This is a genomic window from Sphingobium sp. HWE2-09 (assembly GCF_035989265.1).
Classification (GTDB): domain Bacteria; phylum Pseudomonadota; class Alphaproteobacteria; order Sphingomonadales; family Sphingomonadaceae; genus Sphingobium.
In genome coordinates this window covers 561,936-576,013 of sequence record NZ_JAYKZX010000001.1, presented here as the reverse complement: position 1 = coordinate 576,013, position 14,078 = coordinate 561,936, and the positions used below count along the sequence as shown (strand labels likewise).

Sequence of the window (14,078 nt, the reverse complement as noted above, 5' to 3'; positions counted from 1 at the left end):
GTCATCCCGGCCATAGGCATAAGCTCGGCTTTGTTCCATCAGATCGCGAAGAACAGCGCCTGCGCATAGGTATGCAGCGAGTTGGGGAGTATATTGCGGTTCTCGGCGTGGAGGGCAGAATGAATAATGTCGCCGACCCACAATTAACGTTCGCGGCGCACATCGCAAAGGTAGGCAGCCGCTATCCTATCTATCTACCCGTTATCAGCAAGGCGTCGTGCCCAGGTACCTGCAGTATACTAAGACGCAGAACACTATCCTTACCTGAATGCAGGGCAGCGTTTCGCGCTGTCCGACGATGGTTTGCGCGCTACCTAGGAAGGTGTATATCACGCCTGGAGTTGTGCGCCGGACTGGATAGTTTAAGTATTAGAACTCGAAGGTCAAGCTGCTCCAGAAAGATGGCTGTTACTATATTTTATCGGCCCAAGGCGGCGCGGGTGGGGAGCCAACTGGCCAATTGATCATCGCTGCTTGGTCACGCGCCGCCGAGGGTCTGAGCGAGAACTGCTCGCACAACCCGATCGTCCGAACGCGAAGCCGGTAGGAACCTTGGTGGTCACACGGGAACGGCACACCGGTTGAGGGGCCGGACGGGCAGTGGCTGGTTTATCACGTATAGGAAAGCGGGTCTCGCACATTGGTCGTCAGGTGCTGATGGAGCCGACGGAACAGACCGCCGGGGGCTGACCACGTGCGCAGGAGGGCTACCTTTCGCAGTCATTGCCGATGCCAACGCGTGGGCCTGGCAGTCGCCACGGCATCGCGCTTACCGAAAGCGTTTCCGTCGAGATACTTGGCGTCAACCTGACATTCCACAAGCCGAGCCCGGCTATCTCCACCGGGTCAGCTTTGCCAATCGGACGATGATGCTCAAGGGCCAAGGAGCCAGCGCGACCCTCACGTCGCCGCTGGCGATGAACGTGGGCGAACACGATTATGAATTGTCCGTCGAAGGTCGAATTGCGAGGCGAATGGCGGGCTACTGCTATGGTACGATGCCAAACTCTTATGCGGTATTGAAAGCATCGCAACCAAGCAGACGCCAAACAAGCTGGCTAGGTGCTCCGATCGGGCGTTCATAAGGCATTTAACCTGAGTTCGCCCTTTTACCCCAAGTTCGCAAACCGCCTGAACGTCGCTTCCGTTTATTTGAGCGTTGAGGGCAAGGTACGGACGCTTGAACTGTCATAGGATGTCGCTGGATATCATCTACCAACGCCGCCGGCCTTCTCAGTGTCAGGCGACTGGGAGGTTCGGTTCAGCAGCCTGCGCTTCCGCGCGCTATACGAGGAGGAGGGCGACATCGATACGACGGTTTGCTCCGCTGCGCGCCGACTGCACCGCTGTTCGAAAACGGTTCGCGGCGACCCGAGGGCAAATTGCGCCGGCAGGTAAGCGCGGCGCTTTCTCCAGCTGCGTGTCATTCGTCGTGCCAGCGAGATCGCCTGAGTATCGACATTGATCCGCGCAATATTAGGCCGCCGCGCTGGTGTCGGTTGCCACTGCTGGCGTCCCGCTTGGGACTTCGGCCCGTCCGGGCGCGACAAATCGGTCTGTCCGGATATTTTGCGCGAAATACCTGGTTCTGAACCCATCTGCGTATCGAGGGACGTACTATAGTTTAAATCGATTTTTCTAAACCCTCGCCGCGGCATAGAATTCCGGTTCGAAAGCAAAAGCAGCGCCGGAGGAGAAGAATATATGGCGTATGACCGCCATCTGCCAGAATCGGTCGCAGCGGGTGCAATCTCTCGTCGCGGCTTCATCGGCGCTGCCGGTGCCGGTGCCGCTGGCGCAGTCGCCGCCAGCACCGGTTCGGGGTTCGCAGCGACCCCATCCGCATCAATCGACGGGCTACGTTCGGCCCAGCTGACCAACCCACTGGGGTTGACGGATGCCAATCCCATGTTGAGCTGGCAGGTTGCCGGCACCGAACTCGAGGCATTCCGCGTCAGGGTCGCGTCCGACGCCGACGCGCTGGCCACCGGGGGCGCCGCTCTGTGGGACTCGGGGTGGATGAAAGACAGCGCACTGCGCGTCGTTGCCTACAGCGGGCGTCCGCTCGGCTCGCGACAGCGATGCGTCTGGCAGGTCGAGGGGCGCGGGGCCGGAGGGCGACGCGTGGTGAGCGCGCCGGCGCGGTGGGAGATGGCACTGCTCGATCCGGCAGACTGGACAGCGCAATGGATCGCGGCCGAAAGTGAGGCTGAGCGGGACGATCGTGCCGCCGAACCGCAATGGGTGGCAGGCGTGGCGGCCCCTGATAAGCCGCATTTGTTCGGCCTTCCGTTTGACAGCGGGGTGGGGTCAGCCCTGGTCACGGTCGCAATCGACGGCGTACTTCGCTCGCTTCAGCTCGATGGCAAACCGATCGACCTGCCGCCCTACAACGCCTTCGCCTTTGGCACCGCACCTGCCGTGCGCGTCCGCGTGCCCGTTACTGCCGGTCGCCATGTGTTGACCGCAGAGATCCTCGCAGCACCCGGCTATTTCGTGAAGCCGAAGGTTGCGGTCGCGGCGCAGGTGCGGGTCGAGGTCGGCCACTCGGTAAAGCGTATCGCGAGCGGGTGGGGCAGTTTGACCGATCCTGCGGCCGGCCGCAGCGATACCACTACCACTATGGCTGGGTGGAATCTCGCCGAAGTCGCTGACCCACAGCCAATATTTCCTTGGCCCGCGACGGCGGCGCGTCTGCTGCGGCGGCGCTTCGAATTGCCGGTCAAGCCGGATCGAGCGCGCATCTATATTGCCGCTTTGGGCGCGTATGAATTGTGGGTCAACGGGCAGTGCATCGATGAAACCGCGATGCTGGCCGAACAGTCCGACTTCACCGCGCATGTGCCGTATCGGGTGCATGATATCGGAGCGTCGCTGCATGCGGGCGAGAATGTCATCGGCCTCGTCGTCGCCGATGGCTGGTATGCCAGCTACATGGCCCCGGTCGGGCGCTATAGCTTCGGACCCGCGCCCCGCCGCGTGCGCGTCCAGCTGGAAGCGGCAAGCGCCGACGATCGTGTTGCAATCGTGTCAGACGAGCAGTGGCGATCGGCACATGCGCCGGTCAGCTATGCCGAGATGTATGGCGGCGAAGATTGGGACTTTGCCGAGGCGCAACAGGGCTGGGCCCTGCCCGGATTCGATGATGGCGACTGGATAAAGGCCTGGCGCGCGCCTGAAGTGCTTGCACCGCTTATCGCGCGTACCGTGCCGCCAGTGCGGGTCACACGTGAACTTACGCCGCTGACCGTTCGCAAGGCGGGCGACAAGCTACACATCGTAGATTTCGGCCAGAACTTCGCCGGCCGCGCGCGTCTCAAGCTTGGCACCGCCGCGAAGCAGGTGCGCGTGCGCTATGCTGAATTACTGGACGTTGGAGGACGGATCGACCGGCGCAACCTGCGCGCGGCGCGTGCCGAGGACCGCTACGCCAACGCACCGGCTGATGCGACGCTCGAGCCACGCTTTTCCTACCAAGGGTTTCGCTATGTCGAAGTGAGCGGCGTCGACGTAATGACGCCCGCGATGGTGCGTGGCCTAGTGATGAATTCGGCGCTCGACGAGACCGGTACCTTCAGCGCCGAACAGCCGATCGTGCAGAAGATCTGGCTCAACACCCTGTGGAGCCAGCGGTCGAACTTCGTTGGCGTGCCGACCGATTGCCCTCAACGCGACGAGCGTCTGGGTTGGCTCGGCGATGCCCAGATCTTTTGGGACACCGCAGCCTTCAATATGGATGTCGGCGCGTTCACGCGTGAATGGTTGCGCGAAGTGCGTGCCGCTCAGGGCCCGGTCGGCAACTATCCGCTATGGGCGCCGCTGCCGAAAAGCGGCGGTTTCGGGCCGCCGCAATCGACGCCCGGCTGGTCCGACGCCGGCGTGATGTTGCCGTTCACGGCCTACCTTCATTATGGCGACCGGACCGTGGTCGACGAAAACTGGGTCGCGATGCGCCGCTACGTTGATGGCGTGCTGCAGCGAAATCCTGATGGACTTTGGCTCAACGGACGGGGTGCCGATTTCGGTGACTGGCTGTCAGTTGATGCTAAGTCCCCAGCGGACGAGACGACGCCCAAGCCGCTCGTTGCCACCGCCATGCTTGCGCGTTCAGTCGATCAATTGCAAGCGATGGCCCAATGGACCGGGCGGAGCGGTGAAGTAGCAGCCCTGCAGGCGCAGCATACGCAGATCAAGGCGGCGTTTGTACGACGGTTCGTCCAGGCGGACGGCACCGTCGGCAATGGTAGCCAGTCGAGCTATATCCTGGCGCTGGCGCTCGACCTTATCCCTGCGGCGCTGCGGAAGGCGGCAGCCGCCAAGCTGGCCGCTGATATCCGCAGACGCGGCACTGCGCTCAGCACTGGCTTCCTTGGGACGCCGCTCGCGCTTCCAGCACTGGCGCGCAGTGGGCACGGGGCTCTTGCGTGCGAGCTGCTGATGCGCACCGACTTCCCGTCCTGGGGCTATATGATCCGCAAAGGCGCGACGACGATGTGGGAACGCTGGAATGGCGATACCGGCGATGTCGCGATGAATTCCTACAATCACTATGCTTTTGGCGCCGTTAGTGCGTTCCTGTATCGCCATCTTGCCGGCATCGAACCGCTCGCCCCGGGTTTTGGGCAAATCCGCATCGCGCCGCTCCTGGATGCCCGGATCGGGCGGGTTGCCTGCCGTTATGACAGCGTGCGCGGTCCGATCCGCGTGGATGCCCGGCCATTGGCGACGGGCAGTCGCATCAAAGCAACCGTCCCACCGGGCATGGCTTTCGAACTTGTCGTGTCCGCCGGCGCCGAAGACACGATCAGCAGTTCTGCGGTCAGCCAAGTGAAGCGCGTTGGTGAGGCGGCGACGCTGTCGGGTATGGGTGGAACACATTGGGTTGAGGTGCGGCGCGCGTGACGTTGGACCAGATCGAACAACAATATAGAGGAATGTTTAATCGCGTTTGATGAGCCATTCCTCGGTACCTGCCATCTGTGGACGCCCCAAGTAACGCAGGTGTTTTTTGGCGGTAGGCACGTAATTGGATGTTGCTATCTGTCCGGCCTTCGATGCAGCGATGATAGTTGCGGGCTCGTAGGGGAGCTCGCGGACCGGAACTATATCACTAACGCGTACTGATGAAGCACGGGGGATTAACCTGGTTCTTCCGATCCCGTCTCGCGCACCACTTAGATTCACCCTACTTTGAAGGCTAACATGCGGCATCCACCGCGACGACTGCGGAGAGAACTCTGGAGCCCGACACGTGCATGACGAACCGCATAAGAGGTCAGCTGTTGACCTTGACGACTAGAGAACGCCGTCGGGAACGATCCGCCGTCGCGCTTTCACAACCGACCCAAATCCGATCTCTTCTAAGGTTCAGCGTCAGATCGCGTCCTACGGTAATCGGCCACTCCCCGCGTCGTTCTAGCGTTTATACAGCGCTTGAGTTTATCGGACCGGCAAGCGGGCAAAGTTTCCTGATGGCAGCTTGGTCAATGCCCTCGACGATGGAATTGCAGGGTGCCCCCTGAGGCAGACTTTCAAGGATGACGCAGATGGCGGGCCATGCGCATTCGTCGTTGGAGAGACAGGCGCGGCGTTTGGGATCATGTCGAAAGTCGCTGCGGGGGCCACAAAGTTGCGCGCGGCTTCCAATGGTTACCTGTCTGATCCAGACTTCAGCCAGTCCGGGATTAGTTACTTCTTGGCAGAGTACAAAATCCATGTCGATTTCGCCGACGTCCGGACGGTGAGCGCGCATCGTATAGGCACGTTCCGAAACGCCATCGCCAAAGAAAAGCTTCATCCAATGGCTTGAAAGAAGATCGTACAGATTGCAAAATCCTTTGCTTCTGATAGTGACCCTCCTAGGCGCGGCGTTACCACCTGAATGGACGTAACCTCCGCATCGATCGCGAGGTATCGCAGATGAGGCGGCATACGGACCCGTTAACGAATCATCTGTTTAAGTGCTAATTGTTCGCAAAAAGGCAAATTCGTCTTCCGATATATTTTGATCAGCAATCGCTAAACGTATCGATGTTTGCGCTGCCATTGTGGCGAGAAGCCGTTATAATTTGGCGGGATGCTGCTTGCGATACGGGAACATCCAATCCATGTCGGAAGAATGGTTAGCACGAACTTTTCATCGGATCGGACATATGGCTATTCAGCCTGAGACAAAGAGTCTCTGTTCATCAAAATCCCTTCTCAGGGCAATATTGAGGCGATCACGGTCGGACTTCCTGTTGGATATGGGCGTTGCAAACCGGAACGGTGCCACTGCGCACATCCTGACGGCGCTCGTCCCTATTATTGCTAGTAATGAAATGGTTGCGGGTTATGCTTCGCAGGCAGATGAGCCCGACGTGCTACCGCTACTAGCTGATCGGCATAAGTTAGGTCGTCCGGTCTCGCTACCCCATGTGCGAGACGGAAAGATGGAGTTTGTCTCCTGGTCACCGGCCCACCCGTTGGTACCGGGCTATGCCGGTATTCGCGTGCCGGCGTATGGTAGTAGTATCTGTGAACCTAGTGTTCTGCTCGTCCCGCTCTTGGGCTTCGACCGGCACGGCGGCAGGCTAGGCCAGGGTGGCGGCTTCTATGACCGCTTCCTCGAACGTCGTCCGGCCGCAAAGCGGATCGGTGTTGCCTGGAGCATTCAAGAAGTGGAGGAGGTGCCGAGGGAACCCTGGGACATTCCACTGACTGCCATTGTTACCGAACGGGAAACCATCATGATCAAACCTAGCCCCTCGTAACCATTCGGCGAAGCTATCAGGTAAAGCGGCCATGAACAGGAGTGCAAAAGAATGGAATATCGTCGTCTTGGCTCGTCGGGCCTTCGGGTGCCCACCTTGGCTTTCGGTACCGGCACCTTCGGCGGCGCGGGTGACTTCTTTAAGGCATGGGGGTCTACCGACGCTGACGGTGCGGCGCGGCTCATAGATGTCTGCCTCGATCACGGCATCACGATGTTCGACAGCGCCGACGGCTATTCGTCCGGCCTCGCCGAAAAAATTCTCGGTGAGGCGATCCGCGGCAAACGTCATCGACTTCTTATCTCTACGAAGGTAACGTTCCCGACCGGTGACGGTGCCAACGATTACGGTTCGTCGCGCATCCACCTGCTCGACGCCGTCCATGCATCGATGAAGCGCCTCGGTGTCGATCACATCGATCTGTTGCAACTTCATGGTCAGGATCACAGTACTCCGGTCGAGGAGACGCTGTCGACGCTTGACCAACTCGTCCGCGAGGGAAAGGTGCGGTACGTCGGCGCGTCGAATTTCTCGGGCTGGCACCTGATGAAGTCGCTCGCCGCTTCCGATCGGCTTGGATATCCGCGACACGTCGCGCACCAGGTCTACTATTCCCTCCTCAACCGAGACTACGAATGGGAGTTGATGCCGCTTGGCCACGATCAGGGCGTGGGGGCGACGATCTGGAGCCCGCTCGGCTGGGGCAAGCTGACCGGGCGGATCCGGCGCGGCCAGCCCGCCAAACCTGGCACTAGGGCGCACGACATTGCCGGCACGGGTCCGCAGTTCGATGAGGAACGGCTGTACCGCATCATCGATGTTCTTGACATCCTTGCCGAAGAAACCGGCAAAACGATACCCCAGATAGCGCTCAACTGGCTACTGCGTCGACCCACCGTCGCAACCGTTATCGTGGGTGCGCGCAACGAGGAGCAGTTGGTCGAGAATGCGGGGGCGGCTGGCTGGGCGCTTAACGAAGACCAGGTCGCACAACTTAATGAAGCAAGCGCTGCACCCGCCCCGTATCCGTATTGGCATCAGCATGGCTTTCCGATGCTTAACGAGACCGGTCTCCCGGTTGGATGAGACACCAGAAGCGGGACAGAGGTGAGCGCGGCATTAGTGCCGGTGGCAAACTAATTTCGGCGGCTGCGGCGCCTTGGCGATGTTCGATCCGGCTATCTGCGGTGTTATCACAGTCAGGGCACCCGACAGGGACATGATCATGGCAGTCCCTCCGCCAGACAGTTCGAAGCAGGTCGTTGTCACGGGTTTTCGTACGATAGCGGGTCCGGGTGAATTCTCCCGGCACGTGCATCCCGATCGAGCACAGCTGATGTATGCAGCGCGTGGGCTGATGCATGTGGCGACACCAGCGGGCCGTTGGATCCTTCCGCCAGGCCGCGCACTCTGGATTGCCGCGCGAACGGAACATAGTCTAGAGGTAAATCGCGCTGCCGAACTTGAAATTCTTCATTTTGGTATCGCCACTCCCGGTCTGCCCGACTGGGAGGGATGCGCGGTCGTCAACGTCACACCGCTGGTGCGCTACCTCATAGAGGCGTGCATAGGCATCGACGATGCGTATGACATCGAAAGTGCCGAGGCGCGCCGGATCGGTGTTTTGTTCGACGAAGTTTCGACCATGTCCAGACCGCCGGTTAACCTGCCGTCGCCGCGCGACGCGCGTGCTGCCCGGATAGCAAAGATCGTCATGGACGATATCTCCAGTCGTCTGCCGTTGAACCAGTTGGCACGAGATGTGGGAGCATCTGAGCGGACCATCGAGCGCCTGTTCTCCGCGGAAACGGGCATGAGTTTTGGCGCGTGGCGCGCTCGTGCCCGCATGGTTGTCGCCTTAGAAAGTCTGGCTGCCGGAGAGAGCGTCCAAGCGACATCCTTCGCCGTAGGGTATGAAAATCCCTCGAGCTTCATCGCCAGCTTCCGTGCCACCTTCGGTAGGACCCCGGGAACCTACTTTGATCCATGATAAGAGAACAGGCAACGACCTGGCCGATTCGCGATGTCAGTCGGCCTAATGTCGCCCCCCAACTCGATCGCAAATTTTATCTCGCACAATAAAGGATCGCCTGCAGCAGCTGGTCCATCAACAGGACCGGCGCAATAGTATGTCCATCGTCGACAAAGACATTAAGGCATTCTTCGATAAAAGCTATCACACGGGCAATTTCGTCAGCGTCGTACGCCGTCGGCAAATAGCGGTCCAATTCTACCTGGTGGACTTAGCTTTCATATGCCCTGCCGAACTCAAGGAGCTGGCCATGATAACGTGACGTCCCGGATCATTGGTGGGAAGCATGTCTGGGGAGGAACGAAGCTAAATCCTGCTCATGCTTAATACGGCGAGCTATCTCAGTGTCTGCTCAGCCTGAGCCTATGCGACAGACTAGCTCGCGGCACAACCGATCCCGGTCACGCTCATTTCGCCCACGTGGGATCGCTAAGGCTTAGGTCTATGCTACTGCATCAGGTAATGCTGGTGAATATTGAGGGTAGCGCTCCAGCATCGGGAAGTGCTGCCTGGCCGCTAGAAAAGGACCTGTAAGGATGTTGCGATGTCCGTGAAGTATAAAGTCGCGATCGTGACTGTGTTCGCGCTGTTCGTGGACCTGCTCGATCTCACCACTGTCAACCTCGCGATACCAACACTCAGGACAGAGTTCGCTGCATCCATTGGTCTGGCTCAGCTGGCGATTACGGCCTATGTCGTGATGGTTGCAGTAGTGATGCCTGCAAGCGGCTGGGCGGCGGACAGATTCGGCGCCAAGCGTGTATTTCTATTCTCGCTCGGTGTCTTTACGCTTGGGTCCGCCCTGTGTGGCGCAGCCTGGAGCATGCAAGCGCTGATCGCCGCTCGCGCCTTGCAGGGCATCGGCGGCGGTCTTTTGGTGCCGGTTGGTATGGCCATCCTGTTCCGGGCATTTCCGGAACAGGAGCGCGCCACCGCCTCGGCGATTTTCTCGGTACCGGCCGCAGTCGCACCTGCCATCGGCCCCTTCCTCGGTGGCATCCTCATCGACGCCGCCAGTTGGCGCTGGATATTTCTTATCAATTTGCCTATCGGCATTGTCGGATTCATTCTTGCTGTTCTTTGGCTCGGGGAGGACCGCGTGGAGCAGGGCAATCCATTCGACACCAAAGGATTTTTCCTCGGTGCCTTAGGTTTCATGGCCGTGACAATTGCTCTCTCGTTTGCCCCGGAGGGATCGCTTTTTCGACCCGGCATCCTCATACCGCTCCTCGCCGGAATTGTGACTCTTGCCGCTTTCGTTCAGGCAGAGTTAAAAAACGCCGCACCTATGGTCGATCTTCGTCTGCTCAAGGGCAGGGATTTTGCGGCCGGCAATGCGACCATGTTTCTCGCTTCTGTAGGGTTCGGTGGATTGCTGTTCACTCTACCCCTTTTGCTGCAAGGTCCGCACGGCTTTTCTGCGGCTCGTGCTGGAACCATCATGGCCACACATGCAGTCGGCATCATCGTTACGACCGTTGCAGGGCCAAAGCTGATGAGACTCTTTGGAGGACGGATCGTGCTGGGTATCGGCCTACTCGGCTCTGGCGTTTCCACCCTCGCTTTCGCGCTCACCAGTGAAGCCACATCGCAAATACTCTTGGGACTGACCCTCTTGTTGGCGGGCGGATCATTCGGGCTGACGGTCGTTCCGCTGCAGACTGCGCCGTTCCACAGGATGAAGCAGGCTCGAATGGCCCATGGAACGTCGATGCTGAGCGTCGTCCGGCAACTTGGCGTGGTCATCGGGACCGCTGCCGTTGCCGTTCCGCTCGGGCAGATGGGCGGCGCAGCAGGATTTAAGTTGGCGTTCATCCTAGCATCGCTACCGATAATTATCGCTGTCCCGATCTCGGCGTTATTACCAAAAGGTGTCTCGGATCACGCCAACTCTCAGCACACGAACTAGCGCTCCAAACAGACTTCCTTCATTTTAGCCTTTGGTCGCCGACTGATATCCGTAACTAACTGCGGCTTTTCAAAAGCGACTGATGTACGGGCGGTCGATCGAACTAATATGCCTTCAATTATGCGATGCTCATATAGTCGAAGCCATCGCTTTCGGCCACCTGGCGTATTATCGGCTCATTGCGGCAAGTAAAAGACATCTCGAACGGAGCCGTAGTCGCCACCTGACGTCAATGCGTCCTTAGTGTCTGATTCATAATTATTCGGCGTTATTTCATGCCCTTGCGATGCGGCGCGTGAAGAGTTGAATGGATGCGATGAAGAGCCACGCCGTTGCCGATGCGATGGTTTGCTCGAAGTCCTTGGCGAGGCGTCGGTTCCGGTTGAGCCATGCCAGCGTGCGTTCAACAACCCATCTGCGGGGCAGCACCTTGAAGCCTTTGGCGGTGTCTGACCGCTTGATGATTTCGACGGTCCATTTCCCAATTCGCCGCAGAGCCTCCCGGAGTTTGTCGCCAGCATAGCCGCCATCGGCGAAGACGTGCCGCAACCACGGAAAGCGCCGGATGATTTCGCGCAGCACCATCGGCGCACCATCGCGGTCCTGAATGTCAGCGGTGTGGATCACGGCATGCACCAGGTTTCCCTCGGTGTCGGTCAGGATATGGCGCTTGCGGCCTTTCACCTTCTTGCCAGCGTCATAGCCGCAAGGACCGCCACTTTCCGTGGTTTTGATGCTCTGGCTGTCGATCACACCCGCCGACGGCGAGGCCTCGCGGCCCGTCATCTCGCGCGAAGCCATGAGCAGCACATGGTTCATCGTCAGCCACAGGCCGTTGTCGCGCCAGAGGTAAAACCAGCGCCGCACCGTCGAGACCGGCGGAAAGCATGGGGGCAGCATCCGCCATGGCAAGCCACCACGCAGCAGGTAAAGCATCGCTTCGACAATCCGGCGCATCGGCCATTTGCGAGGCCGCCCCACATGCGAGGCGGACGGCAGCAGCGGCTCCAGCACCAACCACTCGGCATTCGTCAAATCACTTGGCAAAATCAGCCCGCGTCGCGCATGAAGCGCGCGAGTGGTATCGGTCCACATCGTTGATCCTTGGTAGTTTTTCGCAAAACCCATGAATCAATGACAGGCCGAGCCGTCAAGCTAACCTGCTGATACCACTCACCTTAATTTCGGATCAGACACTAAGAGGAACTTAAGCCCCTCGATGAAAACCATGACGTCAACGTCAAGGCCGACATCACGATGACCATGGCAAGGCTGAAAGTTCTGGCGAAAGATGGGCGCTGCGTGCACCGGAAGGCCGGATCACCCTCTCATCCGGGCCGGTAAGTTCGTCAGCTGCATTGATGACAGACCAGTCGGCATAGCGGATTGTACTAAGATCTCGCCATATTATGGAACTTCCGCAACGAGCTCCATAGCGCGCGATAGACGGATTTTTCGTCGGGGCGGCCAGAGCCTCCGCGTCATGATGGATGTCGCGCTGTAGAAGGACGCCATGCTGTTCCATTGATTCTTGCAAATATTGTTGGCATCACGGTGCGCGGGCGGAGGGTAAGGCGGCTGATCGGTTCGGGCTTGAACCCTGCCGGCATGGTCAGGGCATAGCGGCGCACGACGCTGGCGATCACTGTCATCACCTCCTGCTGGGCGAAACCCGCGCCCACGCACACGCGCGGCCCCCGGCCGAAGGGAAACCACGCCTGCTTCGCCATCTCCGCATTGGTCGGATCGTCGAACCGGTCGGGGTCGAAAGCGTGGGGACAGGCCCAGTTATCCTCGTTCCGCTGCGTCAGCCATGGCGCGACGACCAGCATCGCGCCCTGTTCCAGCTGCTTGTCGCGCATCGGCATCGGGCATGTCACCTCACGCGGGAGGAAGGATACGGGCGGATAGAGGCGCAGCGTTTCCTTGAAGATGTTGCGCAGCTGGCCCATGTCTTTCAGCATCGCGGCGGTCAGTGGTGCGTCCCCTGCCACGCCGGTCACTTCGGCCCGGACCCGGTCCTGAATATGGGCGCATTCCGCCAGCAAATAGAGCGCCCAGGTCATGGTGCTGGCCGATGTTTCATGCCCGGCCAGAAAGATAGTCGACACCTGCTCCATCACCTGCGCGCAGGTGAAATGCGCCCCCGTGTCGGGATGCTTAGCCTCGATCAGCGATTGCAGGATGTCGCGCGTCTGCGCCTCTCCCCGCACGTGGTAGCCTTCGTAGCGGGCCTCGACGATCGGGCGGAACACGTCATGGATGGCGCGCGCGGGTGTCTTCGATCGCTTCTCGAACCAGCTCGCCGGCAGCCCGTAGAGCCGCAGCATTGACGCGCTGTGCGCCAGTCGCTGAAACTTGCCGAAGGCGGTGTGGATGATGTTAGAGCGGGTTTCGTCCAGCGGCTGGCTAAACAGCGTGCGGAATATGATGTCTGCCGCGACATGGGTCATCATCGGATCGATATCGACCGGCCGGCTCTTGTCCGCCGCATCCAGCCGCGCAACCAGATCGTCGGCCGCCGCGACCATCAGCGGCATCGACCGGCCAAGCGCGGTATGAGCGAAAGCCGGATTGACCATCGCTCGCTGGCTTTCCCAATCCGCCCCGTTGGCGGAAAAGACCGAGTTGCCGATTAGCGGGTCCAAATTTCGGACCAGTTCGCTATGTTTGGGATAAGCGGTGCCGCCCTTCAGTATTTGATCGACCAGACTGAGTTCGTTGGCGATATACATTGTGCGGCCGGGCGTACGGATTTCGCCCATCTTCATCGTATAGCTTTTGTCGAACAACACATGGATCCAGCTGTGCCATCCGCGCAGGAATCGCATCACAAGACCGCGCTTGCTCTTGGGGGGGTGGGGATAGGGCGGCGTAAAAATATCTGTCAATGGTTCGTCCTGAAAATGGTGTCGGCGTCGTCCATTGGGAGGCCGATGGAACCGGCCCGCGAACGGCCAACGCACAGGCGTCGATAATAGAAATACGCCTCGTATTTGTTTAGCCAGCCTCTAGTATGATTTTTGGATCGTAGAAAGGGGCGGCGCACTGCGAAACCATGCCGAGCCGCGCCGCAAAACAATCTGCGAAAAGCAGAGTGGAGTTTCAGGCAGGCCGATGTAGGATTCGTTCGGGCATCAGAATCATCGTGACAGCATCGGACACGGTCCGGCTTGAAGCGCTCGTCGTAGCGCGTAAATCTCCCCAGAGGCACGTGTGGCAGGTGCGGATCGTCCTGCTTACTGGCGATATGCTTGGGCACCGCCGCGATCATGGCGGCGACGGGCAAGTCGATGACCTGCGTGTGCAGTTGGCAGGAGATGTTCATGGCCTAGGGTTTTGATGCCCTGCTGCGCAACAAGACCCAGGCTCCCGGCAATTCGCT

The 14,078-nt window shown here is 59.5% G+C and carries 9 protein-coding genes; 5 read left to right on the top strand and 4 right to left on the bottom strand.

Annotation, left to right across the window (positions count from 1 at the left end; all coding sequences use genetic code 11):
* Window positions 1-1,704 precede the first annotated feature (1,704 nt).
* The gene (locus U5A89_RS02650) at window positions 1,705-4,902 is read left to right on the top strand and encodes a family 78 glycoside hydrolase catalytic domain (RefSeq protein WP_338159636.1); all 3,198 of its coding nucleotides are present in this window, start codon (window positions 1,705-1,707) and stop codon (window positions 4,900-4,902) included.
* A 520-nt stretch (window positions 4,903-5,422) separates the two neighbouring features.
* Here U5A89_RS02650 and U5A89_RS02645 read toward each other — a convergent pair.
* Window positions 5,423-5,797 (bottom strand): siderophore-interacting protein, encoded by a 375-nt coding sequence (locus U5A89_RS02645; RefSeq protein WP_338159635.1) that lies wholly within the window; start codon window positions 5,795-5,797, stop codon window positions 5,423-5,425.
* 310 nt (window positions 5,798-6,107) lie between these two features.
* Between U5A89_RS02645 and U5A89_RS02640 the strand changes: the two genes are divergently transcribed.
* The 4 genes from U5A89_RS02640 (at window position 6,108) to U5A89_RS02625 (ending at window position 10,693) form a co-directional block, all read left to right on the top strand.
* Window positions 6,108-6,752, top strand: a complete 645-nt coding sequence (locus U5A89_RS02640; protein WP_338159634.1) for a 5-formyltetrahydrofolate cyclo-ligase — start codon at window positions 6,108-6,110, stop codon at window positions 6,750-6,752.
* A 51-nt stretch (window positions 6,753-6,803) separates the two neighbouring features.
* Window positions 6,804-7,838, top strand: a complete 1,035-nt coding sequence (locus U5A89_RS02635; RefSeq protein WP_338159633.1) for an aldo/keto reductase — start codon at window positions 6,804-6,806, stop codon at window positions 7,836-7,838.
* A 79-nt stretch (window positions 7,839-7,917) separates the two neighbouring features.
* Window positions 7,918-8,742, top strand: a complete 825-nt coding sequence (locus tag U5A89_RS02630; RefSeq protein WP_338160155.1) for an AraC family transcriptional regulator — start codon at window positions 7,918-7,920, stop codon at window positions 8,740-8,742.
* A gap of 586 nt (window positions 8,743-9,328) precedes the next feature.
* Window positions 9,329-10,693, top strand: coding sequence for a DHA2 family efflux MFS transporter permease subunit (locus U5A89_RS02625; protein ID WP_338159632.1), 1,365 nt, complete (start codon window positions 9,329-9,331; stop codon window positions 10,691-10,693).
* A gap of 273 nt (window positions 10,694-10,966) precedes the next feature.
* Here U5A89_RS02625 and U5A89_RS02620 read toward each other — a convergent pair whose 3' ends face one another.
* From U5A89_RS02620 to U5A89_RS02610, 3 genes are all read right to left on the bottom strand, one after another.
* Complete coding sequence (locus tag U5A89_RS02620) at window positions 10,967-11,788, bottom strand: IS5 family transposase (RefSeq protein ID WP_188071885.1); 822 nt, start codon at window positions 11,786-11,788, stop codon at window positions 10,967-10,969.
* Between the two features lie 386 nt (window positions 11,789-12,174).
* Window positions 12,175-13,584: a cytochrome P450 gene (locus tag U5A89_RS02615; RefSeq protein ID WP_338159631.1), complete on the bottom strand. Its 1,410-nt coding sequence runs from the start codon at window positions 13,582-13,584 to the stop codon at window positions 12,175-12,177.
* Entirely contained in the window at window positions 13,581-14,021 is a 441-nt protein-coding gene (locus U5A89_RS02610; RefSeq protein WP_338159630.1) for a hypothetical protein, read from the bottom strand. Before U5A89_RS02610 ends, U5A89_RS02615 begins: the two co-directional genes overlap by 4 nt.
* Window positions 14,022-14,078 lie beyond the last annotated feature (57 nt).

Bases quoted from the DNA above. Each gene is read 5' to 3' on its own strand.
- U5A89_RS02650 (WP_338159636.1), top strand. From the start codon at position 1,705: ATGGCGTATGACCGCCATCTGCCAGAATCGGTCGCAGCGGGTGCAATC.
- U5A89_RS02625 (WP_338159632.1), top strand. From the start codon at position 9,329: ATGTCCGTGAAGTATAAAGTCGCGATCGTGACTGTGTTCGCGCTGTTC.
- U5A89_RS02640 (WP_338159634.1), top strand. From the start codon at position 6,108: ATGTCGGAAGAATGGTTAGCACGAACTTTTCATCGGATCGGACATATG.
- U5A89_RS02635 (WP_338159633.1), top strand. From the start codon at position 6,804: ATGGAATATCGTCGTCTTGGCTCGTCGGGCCTTCGGGTGCCCACCTTG.
- U5A89_RS02630 (WP_338160155.1), top strand. From the start codon at position 7,918: ATGTTCGATCCGGCTATCTGCGGTGTTATCACAGTCAGGGCACCCGAC.
- U5A89_RS02645 (WP_338159635.1), bottom strand. From the start codon at position 5,797: ATGAAGCTTTTCTTTGGCGATGGCGTTTCGGAACGTGCCTATACGATG.
- U5A89_RS02610 (WP_338159630.1), bottom strand. From the start codon at position 14,021: ATGAACATCTCCTGCCAACTGCACACGCAGGTCATCGACTTGCCCGTC.
- U5A89_RS02620 (WP_188071885.1), bottom strand. From the start codon at position 11,788: ATGTGGACCGATACCACTCGCGCGCTTCATGCGCGACGCGGGCTGATT.